Annotated in this window: 16 protein-coding genes and 1 tRNA gene; 6 read left to right on the forward strand and 11 right to left on the reverse strand. The window is 71.5% G+C overall.

Going from position 1 to position 16,501, the window contains the following annotated elements; translation table 11 throughout:
* Positions 1–19 precede the first annotated feature (19 nt).
* From DFJ68_RS13245 to cysK, 3 genes are all read right to left on the reverse strand, one after another.
* Positions 20–1,684, reverse strand: a complete 1,665-nt coding sequence (locus DFJ68_RS13245) for a nuclease-related domain-containing DEAD/DEAH box helicase (RefSeq protein WP_121033900.1) — start codon at positions 1,682–1,684, stop codon at positions 20–22.
* Between the two features lie 36 nt (positions 1,685–1,720).
* Positions 1,721–2,302 (reverse strand): serine O-acetyltransferase EpsC, encoded by a 582-nt coding sequence (gene epsC, locus DFJ68_RS13250; RefSeq protein WP_121035367.1) that lies wholly within the window; start codon positions 2,300–2,302, stop codon positions 1,721–1,723.
* 198 nt (positions 2,303–2,500) lie between these two features.
* On the reverse strand, positions 2,501–3,430 hold the full coding sequence (gene cysK / locus DFJ68_RS13255) for a cysteine synthase A (RefSeq protein WP_121033902.1): 930 nt from the start codon (positions 3,428–3,430) through the stop codon (positions 2,501–2,503).
* 311 nt (positions 3,431–3,741) lie between these two features.
* On the opposite strand from cysK, the gene DFJ68_RS13260 reads away from it, so the two are divergent.
* Entirely contained in the window at positions 3,742–6,108 is a 2,367-nt protein-coding gene (locus DFJ68_RS13260; RefSeq protein ID WP_121033904.1) for a (Fe-S)-binding protein, read from the forward strand.
* Positions 6,109–6,126: 18 nt separating this feature from the next.
* Positions 6,127–6,852, forward strand: a complete 726-nt coding sequence (locus DFJ68_RS13265) for a thermonuclease family protein (RefSeq protein ID WP_121033906.1) — start codon at positions 6,127–6,129, stop codon at positions 6,850–6,852.
* A gap of 1,001 nt (positions 6,853–7,853) precedes the next feature.
* Here the strand turns inward: DFJ68_RS13265 and rpmG are convergent.
* The 6 genes from rpmG to DFJ68_RS13295 form a co-directional block, all read right to left on the reverse strand.
* Positions 7,854–8,021 (reverse strand): 50S ribosomal protein L33, encoded by a 168-nt coding sequence (rpmG, locus tag DFJ68_RS13270; protein WP_121033908.1) that lies wholly within the window; start codon positions 8,019–8,021, stop codon positions 7,854–7,856.
* Between the two features lie 175 nt (positions 8,022–8,196).
* Complete coding sequence (locus DFJ68_RS13275; protein ID WP_121033910.1) at positions 8,197–9,117, reverse strand: ABC transporter substrate-binding protein; 921 nt, start codon at positions 9,115–9,117, stop codon at positions 8,197–8,199.
* A 76-nt stretch (positions 9,118–9,193) separates the two neighbouring features.
* Entirely contained in the window at positions 9,194–9,958 is a 765-nt protein-coding gene (locus tag DFJ68_RS13280) for an ABC transporter permease (protein ID WP_121035368.1), read from the reverse strand.
* Positions 9,955–10,593, reverse strand: a complete 639-nt coding sequence (locus DFJ68_RS13285; protein ID WP_121033912.1) for an ABC transporter permease — start codon at positions 10,591–10,593, stop codon at positions 9,955–9,957. The genes DFJ68_RS13280 and DFJ68_RS13285 overlap by 4 nt, the downstream gene beginning before the upstream one ends.
* The gene (locus tag DFJ68_RS13290; protein ID WP_121033914.1) at positions 10,590–11,750 is read right to left on the reverse strand and encodes an ABC transporter ATP-binding protein; all 1,161 of its coding nucleotides are present in this window, start codon (positions 11,748–11,750) and stop codon (positions 10,590–10,592) included. The genes DFJ68_RS13285 and DFJ68_RS13290 overlap by 4 nt, the downstream gene beginning before the upstream one ends.
* Before the next feature lie 82 nt (positions 11,751–11,832).
* A complete protein-coding gene (locus tag DFJ68_RS13295; RefSeq protein WP_121033916.1) occupies positions 11,833–12,468 on the reverse strand; it encodes a maleylpyruvate isomerase family mycothiol-dependent enzyme in 636 nt (211 codons plus the stop codon).
* 86 nt (positions 12,469–12,554) lie between these two features.
* Between DFJ68_RS13295 and DFJ68_RS13300 the strand changes: the two genes are divergently transcribed.
* Positions 12,555–12,992 (forward strand): MarR family winged helix-turn-helix transcriptional regulator, encoded by a 438-nt coding sequence (locus DFJ68_RS13300; RefSeq protein WP_245963645.1) that lies wholly within the window; start codon positions 12,555–12,557, stop codon positions 12,990–12,992.
* 18 nt (positions 12,993–13,010) lie between these two features.
* On the opposite strand, the gene DFJ68_RS13305 is transcribed toward DFJ68_RS13300, so the two are convergent.
* Both DFJ68_RS13305 and dcd read right to left on the reverse strand, forming a co-directional pair.
* Positions 13,011–13,754: an alpha/beta hydrolase gene (locus DFJ68_RS13305; protein ID WP_245963646.1), complete on the reverse strand. Its 744-nt coding sequence runs from the start codon at positions 13,752–13,754 to the stop codon at positions 13,011–13,013.
* Positions 13,751–14,329, reverse strand: coding sequence for a dCTP deaminase (gene dcd / locus DFJ68_RS13310; protein WP_121033918.1), 579 nt, complete (start codon positions 14,327–14,329; stop codon positions 13,751–13,753). Before dcd ends, DFJ68_RS13305 begins: the two co-directional genes overlap by 4 nt.
* 124 nt (positions 14,330–14,453) lie before the next feature.
* Between dcd and DFJ68_RS13315 the strand changes: the two genes are divergently transcribed.
* From DFJ68_RS13315 to DFJ68_RS13325, 3 genes are all read left to right on the forward strand, one after another.
* Positions 14,454–14,527 (forward strand) — tRNA-Gly (locus tag DFJ68_RS13315).
* A 129-nt stretch (positions 14,528–14,656) separates the two neighbouring features.
* Positions 14,657–15,982, forward strand: coding sequence for a tyrosine-type recombinase/integrase (locus DFJ68_RS13320; protein ID WP_170165771.1), 1,326 nt, complete (start codon positions 14,657–14,659; stop codon positions 15,980–15,982).
* 94 nt (positions 15,983–16,076) lie between these two features.
* Entirely contained in the window at positions 16,077–16,388 is a 312-nt protein-coding gene (locus tag DFJ68_RS13325; RefSeq protein WP_121033922.1) for a helix-turn-helix domain-containing protein, read from the forward strand.
* Positions 16,389–16,501 lie beyond the last annotated feature (113 nt).

Raw genomic sequence — 16,501 nt, forward strand, 5'->3', positions numbered from 1 at the left:
CCAACCGGGTCGACGGCCGTCAGGTGATGCCGAGGCGGCTGGCCACCTGCGGGCCCCCGATCTCCCGGACGAGCTCGGGGTCGCCCACGACGACGAGCTCGTCCGTGGCGCGGGACATCCCGACGTAGAGCATCTCGCGGGCGCGCTCGGGCTTGAGCGTGTTGACGCACAGCACGACCGCCCGCCGCTCGAGGCCCTTGCACCCGAGGACGTGGCCGTAGAAGACGTCGTCGCCGTCCCAGAACGAGCGCCAGTAGCCGACGTGACCGTCCGCCTGCTGCCGCTCCACCTGGGCCGGGTGTCGTGACCCCATCGTGAGCAAGGCGACGTGCTGGGGCTCCCATCCGGCCGCGAGCAGCTCGTCGACGAGGTCGTCGGACGTGTCGACGGCATCCTCGGTCGCGCAGGGGACGAAGCGCACGTCGGCGCCGGCCCCACCGCGCAGCTGCATCCGCATCGGGGCGAGCGGGCCGAAGGCGCGGGCGATCTGCTGGGTGTTGCGCAGGTTGTGGTCGAGCACGAGCGGCACGAGCGGCACCGGGGGCTGGCCGAACCGGGCGAAGATGCGCTGGTTCTCGTCGCTGTAGACGAAGAGCCCGCCCTCGTCGGGGTCGCGCAGGGCGGCCATGAGCGGGTGCCACCAGTGGTCGGCGAAGTCCTGCGCCTCGTCGACGATGACGGCGTCGAACTTCTTGCCGTCCGGCAGGGCCGCCGCGGCCTCGGTCATGCGCGCGGCGAGGTCCCGTTCCCAGAACCCGGCGTCGTTCCGGTCATGGGACGCGGTGTCGATGTCCCATGCGTTGGCGAGATCCTCGAACGACCCGACGAAGGCGGGCCGGTGGTGGCGGGGCACACCCTCGAGCTGACGGGTGAAGTACTGCGACAGCCCGATGGAGTAGCAGACGAGCGCCACCCGCTGGGCCTTGCGCTCCCCCTGCCCCCGCGTGAGGTCCTTGGCCTGCGTCAGGGCGAGGATCGTCTTGCCGCTGCCGGCCCCTCCCCTGATCTCGACACGACGCAGCAGGCGGGTGACCGACAGCAGCGACGCCTGCTCCTGGGTCAGCCGGTCGGCGGCCACCTCCCGCTCGTCGGCCTCGCCCGTCCGGTCGTAGGCGGGTAGCGCCCGCCCGGTGAGGATCTCGAGGACCAGCTCGACGTCGTCGGCCTGCGGCGTCCGTTGCGAGTTCTCCTGCAGGGCGCAGACGTCGTGCAGGCGTCCGGCGAGGTCGTCGAGGTCGTAGCGCCCGCTCACCATCCAGCGCGGACAGTCCGGCGTCGCGAAGTCGGACGCGACGTCCGTGTAGGGCAGCACGATCGCGTGGCCCCACCTCACCCGGCTGTGCAGTCCTCGCCACCGGGGGTCGGCCTCGACGAACTCCCGCAGGACGTACTTGCCGTCCCTGCACTGCTCGACCGGGCGGATCGGGCTGCGACGGCTGCCTCCTCCGGTCCACCAGCGACCGTCGGCGTCGACGGACACGCTGCCCCCCTTGACCTCGACGACGACGATGCCGACCCCGGGCATGAGCACGACGACGTCGAGCTCATGGTCCTTGAGGGCTGACGTCAGCCGCAGGTTGGGCAACAGCACCGTGTCGTCGGCGGCCGTGCGGCACAACCGTTCCCACACGACCCGTTCTGACTCGTGCGCGAACCTCGGAGTGCCGCCGACCACCCTGACCATGGGCCGAACGCTAACGGCCCGCCGCCGCCCGCGCGCTCAGATGAAGATCGCCGGGTCGACCCACTGGTTGGTGGCGTCGCGCTTCGGGAAGCGCACGGTCGCCGGGATGCCGGTGGCCACCGCGCCGGACGGGACGTCCTTGACGACGACGGAGTTGGCGCCGATCTGGACGTCGTCGCCGATGTCGAGCGGACCGAGCACCCGCGCGCCGGCGCCGATCGTGACGCGGTTGCCGACGGTCGGATGCCGCTTGACCGGGTGGAGCGACCGCCCTCCGAGGGTGACGCCGTGGTAGAGCATGACGTCGTCGCCGACCTCGGCGGTCTCGCCGATGACGACGCCCATGCCGTGGTCGATGAAGAAGCGGCGACCGAGCGTGGCACCCGGGTGGATCTCGACGCCGGTGGCGAAGCGGACCCCCTGGGCGAGGACCCGCGCCGGGAGCCGACCACCGGGCCGGCTCCATAGCGCGTGGGTGGCCCGGTGCGCCCAGATGGCGTGCAGACCAGGCGAGGTCAGCAGGATCTCGAGGCGCGACGTGGCCGCGGGGTCACGCGCCAACGCCGCGTCGAGGTCCTCGACCGCGCGGTCGCGCACCAGTCGTGCCGCTGCCGCCAGCCGCGCCGCCCGGCGCACGGTCCGCGCGGCAGGGGCGACGTGACCCGGCCCACCGGCATCCGTCGCTGATAAGGACGCCGACCGCGCGTCGGTCTCCCGGCGCACGAGGGACAGGGCCGGCGGCCCGGGTGGCGGAGCGGTGGCGGCCTCGGTCGTGCCGACAGCCGGGTCGGGGGTGCTGCGGGCGGCGCTCACGGGTCAGTCGACCAGGCCCTCGAAGAGGATGGTCGAAAGGTAGCGCTCGCCGAACGAGGGGATGATGACGACGATCGTCTTGCCCTCGTTCTCGGGGCGCTGGGCCACCTCGACGGCGGCGGCGACGGCGGCACCCGAGCTGAGGCCGACGAGCAGGCCCTCCTCGGTGGCGGCGCGGCGCGCCCACGCGACGGAGGTCTCGGCGTCGACGTCGATGACCTCGTCATAGATCTCGGTGTCGAGGATCTCCGGCACGAAGTTCGCGCCGATGCCCTGGATCTTGTGAGGGCCGGGCTGGCCGCCGTTGAGGATCGGGCTCTCCTTGGGCTCGACCGCGATCATCTGCACCGAGGGCTTGCGCGACTTGAGCACCTGCCCGATGCCGGTGATGGTGCCGCCGGTGCCGATGCCAGCGACGACGATGTCGACCTCGCCGTCGGTGTCCTTCCAGATCTCCTCGGCCGTCGTGCGGCGGTGGATCTCGGGGTTGGCCTCGTTGGCGAACTGCCGGGCCAGCACGCCGCCGCGCTCGGCGACGATCTCCTCGGCCTTCGCGACGGCGCCCTTCATGCCGAGCGACGGGTCGGTCAGCACGAGCTCGGCACCGAAGGCGCGCAGCAGCGCGCGGCGCTCCTTGCTCATCGACTCGGGCATCGTCAGCACGACGTGGTAGCCCCGGGCGGCCCCGACCATGGCGAGCGCGATGCCGGTGTTGCCCGACGTCGCCTCGACGACGGTGCCGCCGGGCTTCAGCTCACCGCTCGCCTCGGCGGCGTCCATGATGGCGACGCCGATGCGGTCCTTGACGGAGTTGGCCGGGTTGTAGAACTCGAGCTTGGCCGCGACGGTGGCCTTCGCGCCGTCGGTGACGCGGTTGAGGCGCACGAGCGGCGTGTTGCCGACGAGCTGGGTGACGTCGTCGTGGATCGGCATGAGTGGCCCTTTCGGTGGTGCGTGGCCCCGCTCGGCGGCGCGGGCCGTGGTCGGCTCGATTGTCGGCGACAACGGGGTCGTCGTTATGAGTATTCCAACATCTCGTTATCGACGGTGGCCCGGGACCGGCATCCGAACGTCGCGGATGCCGGTGCGCCGCCCCCAGGGGCCCCCGCGGTCGTCGCGTGGCCGGCATCGCCACGGGTGGGAGGCAGCGGGCCGCCGGAAGGCAGCGGGCCGCCGGAAGCCAGCGGGCCGCGAGCCGCGTCACATCCACTAAGCGCTTGCTCACCAGACCGTAGACTGCGGCCATGAGCGCCCTCCAGATCGTGGCCGCGGTCGTCTGCATCGCCGTGACGGCCGTGGCCGTGGCCCTGATGGCCAAGACCGTGGTGCGGTTCGTCGCGACGTTCCGCCTCGGTCAGCCCGACGACCGCAGCGACGACAAGGGCGCCCGCACCCGCACCCTGCTGCGTGAGTTCCTCGGCCACACGCGCATGTCGCGGCTGCCCGTCGTGGCGGTCGCGCACTGGTTCACGATGGTGAGCTTCGGGGTCCTCTTCCTCACCCTCGTCAACGCCTTCGGTCAGCTCTTCAAGCCCGACTTCGCGCTCCCGCTCGTCGGCCACTTCCCGCCGTACGAGTGGGTGACCGAGCTGTTCGCGTGGACCGGGCTGCTCGGCATCCTCGCCCTCATCGTCATCCGCCAGCGACGGCACCCGCGCTCGGCCACCGGGCGCGACGGGCGCGACAGCCGCTTCTTCGGCTCGAACTGGTGGCAGGCGTACTACGTCGAGGCGACCATCCTCGGCGTCACGCTCTGCATCCTCACGCTGCGCGGTCTCGAGTACGCCCTCGCCGACGCGGTGGCGGCCGACCCGTCGGCCGCGTCGAGCGCCGTCAGCGAGGCGACGCTCGTGCACTACCCGCTCACCGCCTGGCTCGGTGGGCTCTTCTCCGGGATGGGCGTCTCGGCGCTCGAGAACACCATCGTCGTCGTCGCCGCGGTGAAGATCCTCATCTCGTTCGCCTGGATGATTACCATCGCGCTGCGGCCGACGATGGGCGTGGCCTGGCACCGCTTCCTCGCCTTCTTCAACATCTTCTTCAAGCGCCACGCCGACGGCCGCACGAGCCTCGGCGAGCTCCAGCCGATCAAGGTCGACGGCAAGCCGCTCGACTTCGAGGCCGTCGACGAGCTGGACGAGGACGCCGCCCTCGGGGTCGGCAAGGTCGAGGACTTCACGTGGAAGGGCCTGCTCGACTTCTCGACGTGCACCGAGTGCGGCCGCTGCCAGAGCCAGTGCCCGGCCTGGAACACCGAGAAGCCGCTCTCGCCCAAGCTGCTCGTGATGACCCTGCGCGACCACGCGCACGCCAAGGCGCCGTGGCTGCTGGCGAGCGAGGAGGTGCGCGCCGCCGGCATCGAGGCCGCCGACGCCGGCGCGTTCGGGGCCGCCACCCGCGGCGCCGTCGCCACCGAGTCGCTCATCGGCTCGACCGGCTACGACATCACCGAGCCGCTGAAGGCCTACAACCCGCACGGGCCGGACGCCGTCATCGACGAGGACGTCCTCTGGTCGTGCACGACGTGCGGCGCCTGCGTCGAGCAGTGCCCGGTCGACATCGAGCACGTCGACGCGATCGTCGACATGCGCCGCTACCAGAACCTCATCGAGTCGGCGTTCCCCTCCGAGCTCAACGGCCTGTTCAAGAACCTCGAGAAGAACAGCAACCCGTGGGGGCTCGCCCCGCGCCTGCGCATGGACTGGGCCAAGGACCTCCCGTTCGAGGTCAAGCAGGTCGGCGCCGACATCGAGGACCTGGACGAGGTCGACTACCTCTTCTGGGTCGGCTGCGCCGGCGCCTTCGAGGACCGCGCCAAGAAGACGACCCGTGCCGTGGCCGAGCTGCTGCATACCGCCGGCGTCACCTTCGCCGTGCTCGGCGACGGCGAGGCCTGCACCGGCGACTCGGCCAGACGGGCCGGCAACGAGTTCCTCTTCCAGATGCTCGCCCAGCAGAACGTCGAGACCCTGAACGAGGTCGGCGCCACGAAGATCGTCGTGACGTGCGCGCACTGCTTCAACACGCTCAAGAACGAGTACCCCCAGCTCGGCGGCCGCTACGAGGTGCTGCACCACACGCAGCTGCTCAACCGGCTGGTCCGCGAGAAGCGGCTCACGCCGGTGGCCCGGCCCGACGAGGCGGCGGAGGCCGGCACGCTGACCGGGGCCGCCTCGACCGGTACCAAGGTCACGTACCACGACCCGTGCTACCTCGGCCGCCACAACCAGGTCTACTCCCCGCCGCGCGACCTGCTGCAGATCCTGCCCGGCGTCGAGTACGCCGAGATGCAGCGCAGCAAGGAGACCTCGTTCTGCTGCGGCGCCGGCGGCGCGCGCATGTGGATGGAGGAGAAGCTCGGCACCCGCATCAACACCAACCGCACCGAGGAGGCGCTGGCGACCGGCGCCGACCGCATCGCCATCGGCTGCCCGTTCTGCAAGGTGATGCTGAGCGACGGCCTCAACGCCGCCATCCAGGACGGCAAGGCGACGGATGCCGTCGAGGTCGTCGACGTCGCCCAGATGCTCCTCGCGGCCGTGCGACGCCGCGACGACGGTCAGCAGGACGCCGAGGCGAACACACCCGAGCCGGAGCCCGCCCCCGCCTGAGCGCGTTAGCGTCTCTACATGGCGACGCGCCGGGCCAGTGCGAGGGACGGCATCATCTCGATGCTCGTCGTCGTGGTGGCCGGCGGCTTCTGGTGGTGGACCTCGCGGACGCCGGACGACCTCGTGAGTGCTGACGCCCGCCCCACGGCATCCGCGACGCCGCACCCCACGACTGCGAAGCCCACCTCCGTGAAGCCGACGACTGTGAAGCCACCCCCACCCGGGCCCACGAGCACGCGACCCGCCTCACCGCGGCCCACCTCGACGTACACCCCGCCCTCCTTCGCCCCCGTGAAGGCGGGACGCTACCCCGTGCGCCGGGTCAGCGACGGCGACACCTTCTCGATCGACGACGCCACCGGAGCGCAGCTCGCGAACGTGCGCATCATTGGGTTGAACGCACCGGAGATCGCCCACGGCGTCGCGAAGGCCGAGTGCTACGGCCCGCAGGCGGCGGCAGAGCTGAGGCGTCTCCTCGCCGGCACGACGGTCACCCTCGTCGACGACCCCCGGGCACCGATGTTCGACCGGTACGGCCGGCGCCTCGCGTACGTCGAGGTGGGCGGCCGGGACGTCGCGACCCTCATGATCCGGGGCGGTTGGGCCACCGAGCTGCACCTGCCGTCGGCCGGCCCGAGCGTGCGCACGCCGACCTACCTCCAAGCCCAGGCCCAGGCGCAACGCGAGAAGCGCGGTCTCTGGGGTGCGTGCCCGGCACGCCCCGACGCGACCCGCGCGACCTGACCGCCGACGTACTGCCCCCTGACCACGCGTCGCCTCCCACGTCACTGCGCACCTCACTGCGCACCTCACCGGACCCCACCCCTGTGGAGCACCTCTGGCGCAACGGCCCGCGGGCGCGCATGCTGGATTAAGGCACACGACGTCTGGGAGGAACCCACCATGCTGCGACGACCCACCTCCGTTCCTGACGGCGTCCCGGTGCTGTCACGCGGCCGCCACCGCAACGCCCGTCGTGGCGCGTGCTTCATGGAGATGGCCTCCTTCCTCGCCGGCGAGAAGTGGAGCGACCACCCCGCCTGCACGCACCCGCTGCTCGCGACCGTCGCTCGCTGCGTCAATGACCTCGCCGACAACGGCACCCGTCAGCGGCTGACGCCGATGATCAACGACGTCATCGGCCTCTACCCGACCGATCCGCGCGTCGACGCGGCCATCGTGCTGCGCGCCGCGCAGTCGGCCCTGCCCGTCGCCTCGCAGGAACGCCAGAACCTCATGGCCATCGCCATCCTGCAGGCCGAGGTCTCGCTCAACCCGGCCGTCGCCCGCGGCGCCGAGCTGAGCGCCGGCTCCCGTCACGCCTTCGACCACGCCCCCGCGGCCGAGCGGTGGGCCCGCCGCTTCATGGCCCAGGCGGGCACCACCGGCCAGCCCCTGCGCGAGCGGGCGACCTCCAAGCTCGCCGCCCTGGCCGTCGAGAGCGTCGCCACGGCCTGCACGCCCGACGTCGACGACCGGCTTGTGCACCTGCTGCGCGACTGCATCACCGTCACCTCGCTGTACGTGCGTGACGACGCCGTGGCCACGACGACGACGGCGGCGACCACGGCGGCATCCGAGGTCGGCACGTCGCGCGAGGTGCGCGTGACGGCCGACAGCGCCGCCCGTACGGAGCCCGCCACCGCCGAGCCCGCCTCCCTGCGGCCGGCCGGACACGCGAACGGCCCCTCCCCCGTGTGGGGAGGGGCCGTCTGCGTCGTCGCGTCAGACGTGGCGGATGCCGGTCAGCGGGTCTCGCGGAAGTCGACGTGCGCGCCGGCGACCGGGTCGAACTTGCGCAGCACGAGGCGGTCGGGCTGGTTGCGACGGTTCTTGCGCGTCGTGTAGGCGAACCCCGTGCCCGCGGTCGACCGCATGGTGATGACGGGGCGAAGATCGGTGTGCTTGGCCATGAGTGGCTCCTCTCGTCCGCGGGCTCCCGCCCGCTCGGGTATGAGAACCGTTCTCGTGGCCGGTTCATTCCCCCGTCACCGCGCCACCACGTGACGATGCCGGCCGAGGATGCCGGCCGAGGATGCCGGAAGGGGCCGGCCCCGCTGGGACCGACCCCTCCGCACGTGGTGACCGTCAGCTGATGCCGGCGCCGTCGACCCAGGTCTTGGCGACCTCGCTGGCGTCCTTCTTGTCGACGACGACCTGCTTGACCATGTCGGCGAGCGAGCTCGTGTCGAGCTTGGCCGACACCTGGTTCAGCACACCCTTGACCGCGTCGGCCGACTGGTCGCGCACGAGCGGCACGATGTTGTCGGAGCCGAAGAGGCTCTTGGGGTCCTCGAGCACGACGAACTTGTTCGCGGCGATCGACGGGTCGGTGCTGAAGATGTTGGCCGCCTTGACCTGGCCGTTCTTCAGGGCGTCGACGGCGGCCTGGCTCTGCAGGGCGCGGAACTCGCTCGGCACGATGTTGTAGACCGACTTGAGGCCGACGAGGCCCTGCTGGCGGGTCTTGAACTCGGCGGGGGCGCCGATGGTCAGCTCGCTCTGGTGCGACGCGAGGTCCTCGATGGACTTCAGCGACCACTGGCTGGCCGTGTCGGCGCTGACGACCATGGCGTTCTTGTCCTCGGCAGCCGACTTGTCGAGCACCGTGAGCCCCGCCGGCAGCGCCTTCTGCAGCTCGGCGTAGACCTCGTCGGGCGAGGTGACCTTGGCGTCCTTGTTGTAGAAGTTGAGCAGCGACCCGGTGTACTCGGGGAGCACGTCGACCTCGCCACCGGTGATGGCCTTGAGGTAGGTCTCGCGGCTGCCGATGTTGAACTGCTTCTTGACGCTGACACCCTTCTTCTCCAGGGCCTGCGCGTAGATCTCGCCGAGCAGGGTCGCCTCGGGGAAGTCGGCCGAGCCCACCGTGATGGTGCCGGAGTCCGCCGTCGAGCCGCCCCCGGCCTGGGAGGGCGTGGCGAGCGGGTCGCTGCCCCCGCCGCAGGCGGCGAGCGGACCCACCGCTGCCAGCAGCAGGCCGGCGGTGATGGTGCGCGTGCGATTCATGGTGGTGTCCTTTTCGACGGCGGCCGGACGGGCGTCCGGACGGGTGAGCGGTGCGTGAGGATCTGACGGCGGGGCGTCAGGCGGTCTTGGAGGGGACGGCCGCCGTCGACGCCGCCTCGCCCCGGTGCAGCCCCCGCCTGGTGCGGGCAACGCGCTGGGCACGACCGGAGATTCCCGGCGACACTGCGTAGCGCTCGAGGGCGGCGAGGACGAGGTCGGCGACGAGGGCGAGGGCGGCCACGATAATCGCCCCGCACACCATCTGGAGGGAGTCGCGTGAGGCGAGGCCGTCGATGAGGTAGCGGCCGAGGCCGCCGAGGCTGACCGACGCCGCGATGGTCGCGGTGGCGATGACCTGCAGGGTGGCGCTGCGCAGGCCGGACAGGAACAGCGGCAGCGCGCACGGCAGCTCGACCGACCGGAGCACCTGCCACCCGGTCATGCCCATGCCCCGGGCGGCGTCGCGGGCAGCGGGGTCGACGCTCTCGATGCCGGAGTAGGTGCCCGACAGCAGCGGCGGGATGGCGAGCAGCACGAGCACGACGATGCTCGGCACCGTGAAGGCGAGGCTGCTCGTGAACCACGGCGAGACGATCATCGACACCGCGAACAGCAGGCCGAGGGTGGGGATCGCGCGAGCCGCGTTCGCGACGGTGACGAGCCAACGCAGGCGGCCGGTGTGACCGACGACGGCGCCGAGCGGCACCGCGACGACGAGGGCGATGAGCAGGGTGAGGGCGGTGTAGACGAGGTGCTCGCGCACCCGGGCGGGCACGCCGTCACCGCCCTCCCAGTTGGCCGGGTCGGTGAACCATGCCCAGATGGTCGCCGCGGTGATCATGCGGTCACCCGCGTCCACGGCGTGAGCAGCCGGGCCAGCCCCTGGATGACGAGGTCGAAGACGATGGCGAGCAGCAGACAGGCGACGATGCCGACCCACACCTCGGTCGGGAACGAGCGGGCGTAACCGTCGGTGAGGAAGTAGCCGAGCTGCGAGATCCCGATGAGCGAGGCGACGCTGACGATGCTGACGTTGCTCACCGCGGCGACCCGCAGCCCCGCCGCGACGACCGGGACGGCGAGAGGGAGGTCCACGGCGCGGAAGCGCCCGAAGGTGCTGTAACCCATGGCGACCGCGGCCTGTCGGGTGCTCGCGTCGACCGACGAGAGCCCGTCGGCGACGGTACGGGTGAGCAGCGCGACGGTGTACACCGTCATGGCGATTATGACGTTGATCGGGTCAAGGATCTTCGTCCCGAGGAAGGAGGGCAACAGGATGAACAGGGCGAGCGACGGAATCGTGTAGAGCAGCCCGGTGACCGTCAGCAGCGTCGTTCGGATCCACGGCGTGCGGGCGGCCAGCCAGCCGAGCGGCACCGAGATCACGAGGCCGAGCAGCAGCGGCAGGCCGGCCAGCCAGGCGTGCTGCCCGGCGCGGGTGAGGATGTCACCGAGGTGGTCGAGGGCCCAGGTCACGTCGTGCCGCCGTCGACGTGACGGATGCCGGTGGGCCCGGTGGCGATAACACGCGCGGCCCCGCGCTGGCGGGCCTCGATGACGGGCACGACCTCGGACGCGGTGATGGTGCCGAGCAGCCGCCCGTCGGGGTCGGCGACGACGCCGCGACCGCTGGGCGAGCTGAGGGCGGCGTCGAGCAGGGCCCGCAGCGAGCCGTCGCTCGTGGCCACGGTGCCGCCGCGCTGCAGCAGGTCGCGCGTGACCTCGCGCTCGACCGCGGCCACGCGCACCCACCCGAGCGGCTCGCCGTCGTCGCCGACGGCCAGCACCCAGTCGTCGCCGGCGGAGCGCACGTCGTCGACCGACGCACCGAGCCGCACCGTCGTCTCGCGCCGCAGCTCGAGCTCGGGGGCGTCGGCGAAGGCGAGAGCCCGGTAGCCGCGGTCGCGCCCGACGAAGCCGGCGACGAAGTCGTCGACCGGGTCGGCGAGCAGCGTCTCGGGCGGCGCCAGCTGGGCCAGCCTGCCCCCGACCCTCAGCACCGCGACCTGGTCGCCGAGCTTGACGGCCTCGTCGATGTCGTGGGTGACGAAGAGGATGGTCTTGCCGAGCTCGCCCTGCAGGCGCAGGAACTCGTTCTGCAGCTGCTCGCGCACGACCGGGTCGACGGCCGAGAACGGCTCGTCCATGAGCATGACGGGCGGGTCGGCCGCCAGCGCTCGGGCGACGCCGACGCGCTGCTGCTGGCCGCCCGACAGCTGGGCGGGGTAGCGCTTGGCCATCGACGGGTCCAGGCCGACCCGCTCGATGAGCTCCATGGCCCGGCGGCGGGCGGTGGCCTTGTCGGTGCCGAGCAGCCGCGGCACCGTGGTGACGTTGTCGAGCACGGTGCGGTGCGGGAACAGGCCGGCGTGCTGGATGACGTAGCCGATGCCGCGCCGCAGCTCGGCCGTGTCGAGCGAGGCCGTGTCGGTGCCGTTGATCGAGATCGTGCCGCTCGTCGGCGTGATCATGCGGTTGACCATGCGCAGGGTCGTCGTCTTGCCGCAGCCGGAGGGCCCGACGAGCACGGTGATCTGCCCGGTCGGCGCCTCGAGAGTGAGGTCGTCGACCGCCACCGAACCGGAGTTCGCGGCCGACGCGTAGGACTTGGTCACGCCGTCGAAGCGGATCATGGTCACCAACGTACCCAGCGGCACCGACAGGCTCTCGCACGCGCGCCCTCACAAATCGGTCTCGAACGCCACGTGCCTCTGCTCAGCGCGGTCCACGCGCGTCGAGCGTCGCCACCCCGGGGCCGTCCAGGCCCAGGGCCGACATCGGGCGACCGGTGCTCAGCAGCAGCAGCTCACCCGTCTCGCCGCGCACCTCGTCCCCCTCCCCTCGGGTCCAGCCGGTGTCGGTCGCCACGAGCCGGAGACCGGCCAGGGCCCGTTCCGGGTGGAAGGGGGCCCGGCGCTGCCAGACCCACTCGACGGCCTCGCGGGCCGCCTCCGGCGGCAGGGGCAGGTCACGACCCAGCGGTCGGGCGATGTCCTGCGAGTGCACGAGGGCGTCGATGAGCGGGTCGCGCCACGTCGTCGTCGGGGCCAGTCGCCGTGAGCCGACGGTGCCCCGCAGCTCGGCGACGATGGTCGTGGTCGGCCGCTTCCCCCGGTCACGGGTGGCGAGGTCGATCATCCGGTCGAAGCTGCCCCGCGCCGCCACCACCCACCGGATCGTCTCGAGCGTGCCCATGGTCGCGGCCATGGACAGGTGCGCCCCGACGTCGCGCACGGTCCAGCCGTCGCACCACGACGGACTCGCCCAGCCGTCGTCGTCGAGCGCCTCGAGCAGGTCGGCCACCGTTACGCGCACGTCGTCGATCACGGCCCACGACTCGTCCTTGTCCATCGCCCGCCTCCGTCATATCGTCAGAGTGACTGACCATATGGTCAGAGACACTGACGACCTCTGTCAAGAGGTCGCGAGAGGATGCCGTGACCGAGACCCCCAGCGTGGGCGTGCTGATGTTCGTGGCCCACCGCCACCTCGAGGACCGGATCATCACCGAAGCCCGCGCGCACGGCTTCCCCGCGACCCTGGCGCAGGGTCGCCTGCTCGCCCGCATCGGCCCCGACGGCACTCGCGTCACCGACCTCGCCGCGGCGGCCCAGGTGACGAAGCAGACCGCCGCCTACCTCGTCGACCAGCTGGAGTCGATCGGCTACGTCGAGCGCGTCCCGCACCCCGACGACGCCCGGGCCCGCCTCGTCCGCCTGTCGGCGCGGGGGGTCGAGGCGCAGGGCTTCGCCCGGACCGTCGAGGCGCGCGTCGAGGCTCAGTGGCGGGCCCACCTCGGCGACCAGAGGTTCGACGAGCTGCACGCCACCCTCGCCCGGCTGCGCGAGATCACCGATCCCTGGCTCGACACCTGACGAGCACCCTGCCGCGGGTCAGACGTCGACGACGCCCTCGCCGAGGGCCGCGACGGTGACGGCGGCGCCGACCGGCCCGGCCGGCGGCTCGTAGGGCACGCCGAGCTCGGCGGCGAGGGCGGCCTGCACCGTGCCGACGGCGATCACGGTCCACAGGCGGGCCCGCACGAGCATGGCGTGGTCGGCGCGCGCGATCCGCACGAGGGCGGCCGGATGCCGGTCGGCACCGAGCTGCTCGACGAGCCCCCGGGCCATCCACAGCGGGCAGAGGATGTCGCGGTCGCCGTGCAGCAGGGCGATGCGGCTCGTGCCCGACGGGACGGGGTCGCCGTCCTCGATCCAGGCCGAGAGCCCGACGACGAGGCGCACGTCGGGCTCGTCGGCGAGGTGCAGCGCGACCCGCCCGCCCATGGAGTGGCCGACGAGCACGATCGGCACGCCGGGGTGCGTGGCCCGCACCTGCGCGAGCGCCCACCGTGCGTCGACGACGGGGTCCTGCTCCGGCCCGTTCCACCCGCGGTGGCGGAAGGTCAGCCGCGCGACCGCCGCGTCACCCGGCATCCGGGCGAAGGCGCGCGCGAAGGGCACGAGGCGGGCGACGTTGTGCGACCACGGGCGGTTGCGCTGTCGGCCCTCGACGGCCCCGCCGTGCAGCACGAGCACGACGACGCCGGCGTGCGCGGGGCCGGCGTGCCAGTGCAGGGTCGCGACCGGCATCCCCTCGGTGCGGTGCAGGCCCGCGCGGGCCAGGAGGCCGCTCACACCCGCGTGCGGTGGAAGTTCTGGAACGACCGGCTCGCGGTCGGGCCCCGCTGGCCCTGGTAGTGCGAGCCGTACTGGCCCGAGCCGTAGGGGTGCTCGCTCGGGCTGCTGAGGCGGAAGAAGCAGAGCTGGCCGATCTTCATGCCCGGGTAGAGCATGATCGGCAGCGTCGCGACGTTCGACAGCTCGAGGGTCACGTGACCCGAGAACCCCGGGTCGACGAAGCCGGCCGTCGCGTGGGTGAGCAGGCCGAGGCGGCCCAGCGAGCTCTTGCCCTCGACGCGTGCCGCGAGGTCGTCGGGCAGCGACACCGTCTCGAGCGTCGACCCGAGCACGAACTCGCCCGGGTGCAGGACGAAGCTGTCCTCCTCCTCGCCCACCTCGACGAGGCGCGTCAGCTCGGGCTGCTCGGCGGCCGGGTCGATGTACGGGTACTTGTGGTTGTCGAAGAGGCGGAAGTAGCGGTCGAGGCGCACGTCGACGCTCGAGGGCTGGACCATCGCCTCGTCCCACGGGTCGAGGGCGACGCGCCCGGCCGTGACCTCGGCGCGGATGTCCCTGTCGGAGAGCAGCACGGGTCGAGGCTATCGCGTGGGCCTGAAGGCGGGTCCGGGGGCCGTTCGGGGCTCTCGGACGGTCCGTTACACTCTCGACTCGGACCTCACGGCCGACGCTCACGGGCGCCGTCCCGAGGGCCGCGCGAGCGTAGCTCAATGGTAGAGCGCCAGCTTCCCAAGCTGGATACGCGGGTTCGATTCCCGTCGCTCGCTCCACGTCATATGCGCAGGTCAGTGGCTGTTTTGGTCCCTGAGCAGGCGGTGACTTGGGGCACAGCGCGACGCTAACGTGCCAGATCGTGCCAGATGTGCGGGTCAGATGACCCCCGCACCCAGGAGCACCCCGTGGCACCCAAGAAGCGCAATTTCGGCAGCCCTCGCCCACTAAAGTCCGGCCGTTGGCAGGCGCGCTACACCCCGCCCGGCGGCGGCAAGATGGAGAACGCTCCAGACACGTTCGCCACGAGGCGAGAAGCCGACCGCTGGCTTGCTCGGCGAGAGGCCGAGCTGACGCTGGGCCTGTGGCGACACCCGAGCACAGGCAGCGAGTCCCTCCTCGACTACGTCCATGCATGGCTCGTCATGGATCACAACCTGCGTGCGAGCACTCGGGCACTCGATACAAGCCTCACCGAACGCTTCATCATGCGTGCGGGGGCAGACCTTGGGAGCGGGCGCGGCGTCGCCCTCGGTGACCAGCAGCTGAGCCAGATCACCCCGCTCGTCGTCCGCCGGTGGCATTCATGGGTCGTGGCCACCTCGCGGGCGGGCGCCTTGGCCAAGAAGGCGCCCGCTGCAGAGGGCAGCACGCGGTGGAACCGTGCCCTGCGCGCATGGGCCGAGGCGCAAGGGATCTCGGTCAAGCCCACTGGCCGGGTACCCGCGTCCGTGCGGCAGCACTGGGAGCGCGCCGGTCGCCCAGCCCTGCTGCCTCCACCCAAGATCAGCGGCCGTGAGGGCAGTGCCCAGGCGGCGCAGGCATACCGCCTGCTGCACGCCATCCTCGAGCAGGCCGTGGCTGATGGTCTCATCGCGTCGAACCCCTGCCAGATCAAGGGCGCCAGCACGGCGAAAGCTCCAGAGCGCACACCTGCGACGCCCGAAGAAGTAGCAGCGATAGCCGCGGCAGCGCCGCCGCGCTATCAGGCGGCCGTGCTCATCGCCGCGTGGGGCGGACTTCGCGCGGGTGAGGTGTTCGCTCTCGACCGACGAGCCGTGGATGTGGAAGCTGGGTTCGTCGTCGTGGAGCGCACGCTCTTGTCCGTGCAGGGCAAGCTGTCGTTCGGTCCACCTAAGTCCGACGCGGGTTATCGCAAGGTGTACCTGCCGGCTCACGTCTGCGAAGCGGTTCAACGACACATGAACGAGTTCACGGCGCCCGGACCTGATGCGCTGCTCTTCACCACCAGCACTGGGGGTCCCTTAGCGTCGTCAGGGCGGACCGTGTGGTTCCGCCGCGCCGCGGCCTCCGCAGGCCGTGATGACCTCCGCTTTCACGACCTCCGGCATACCGGGGCAACCTTGGCCGCTCAGACCGGAGCCACTCTGGCCGACCTGCAGCGGCGATTCGGGCACACGACCGTCGCCGCAGCCATGCGATACCAGCACAGCTCCGAAGCCGCGGATCGTGAGATCGCGAAGCGGCTGGGGCCCATGACGGTCGCCTCCTGACCCTTCCACTCCCGACGGCGCGACAGTAAGCCGAGAGAGCCCTCAGTCTTCCGACACCCGGCCAGCACAGGCGTCGGAAACAGCGAGGAAGATCATGAAGAATCACAACACCGCAATGGCCTCCACGATCGAGGAGTCCAGCGACTGGAATCGCGAAGGCGCTGTCCTGCAGGATGATTCGTCGGCGCCGTGGCACAACCCGAATCCTCTCTGGGAGGTGGAGCAGTTCGCGCGCTACCTGAACCAGAAGCCTGAGTTCATCAGGCAACTCATCAAGCAGCAGCGCATCGCGAGCGTCAAGATTGGCCGCAAGGTCATGCTCGAGAAGTCGGAGGCGGACCAGCGCATCGCCAACGGACGACGACCAGCCGCGCGGCCTCTCAACCCCGACAGGTTCGGATACTGACCTCGCCGACGTGAGACGGAAGGGCCCTCCCCGCACCGGGGAGGGCCCTTCGTCGTCCAGGAAGCGACGTTAACCCTCACGCCCTTCCACTCTGCCCCGCGCCGGCGCACCCG

This window comes from Terracoccus luteus (assembly GCF_003635045.1).
Classification (GTDB): domain Bacteria; phylum Actinomycetota; class Actinomycetes; order Actinomycetales; family Dermatophilaceae; genus Terracoccus; species Terracoccus luteus.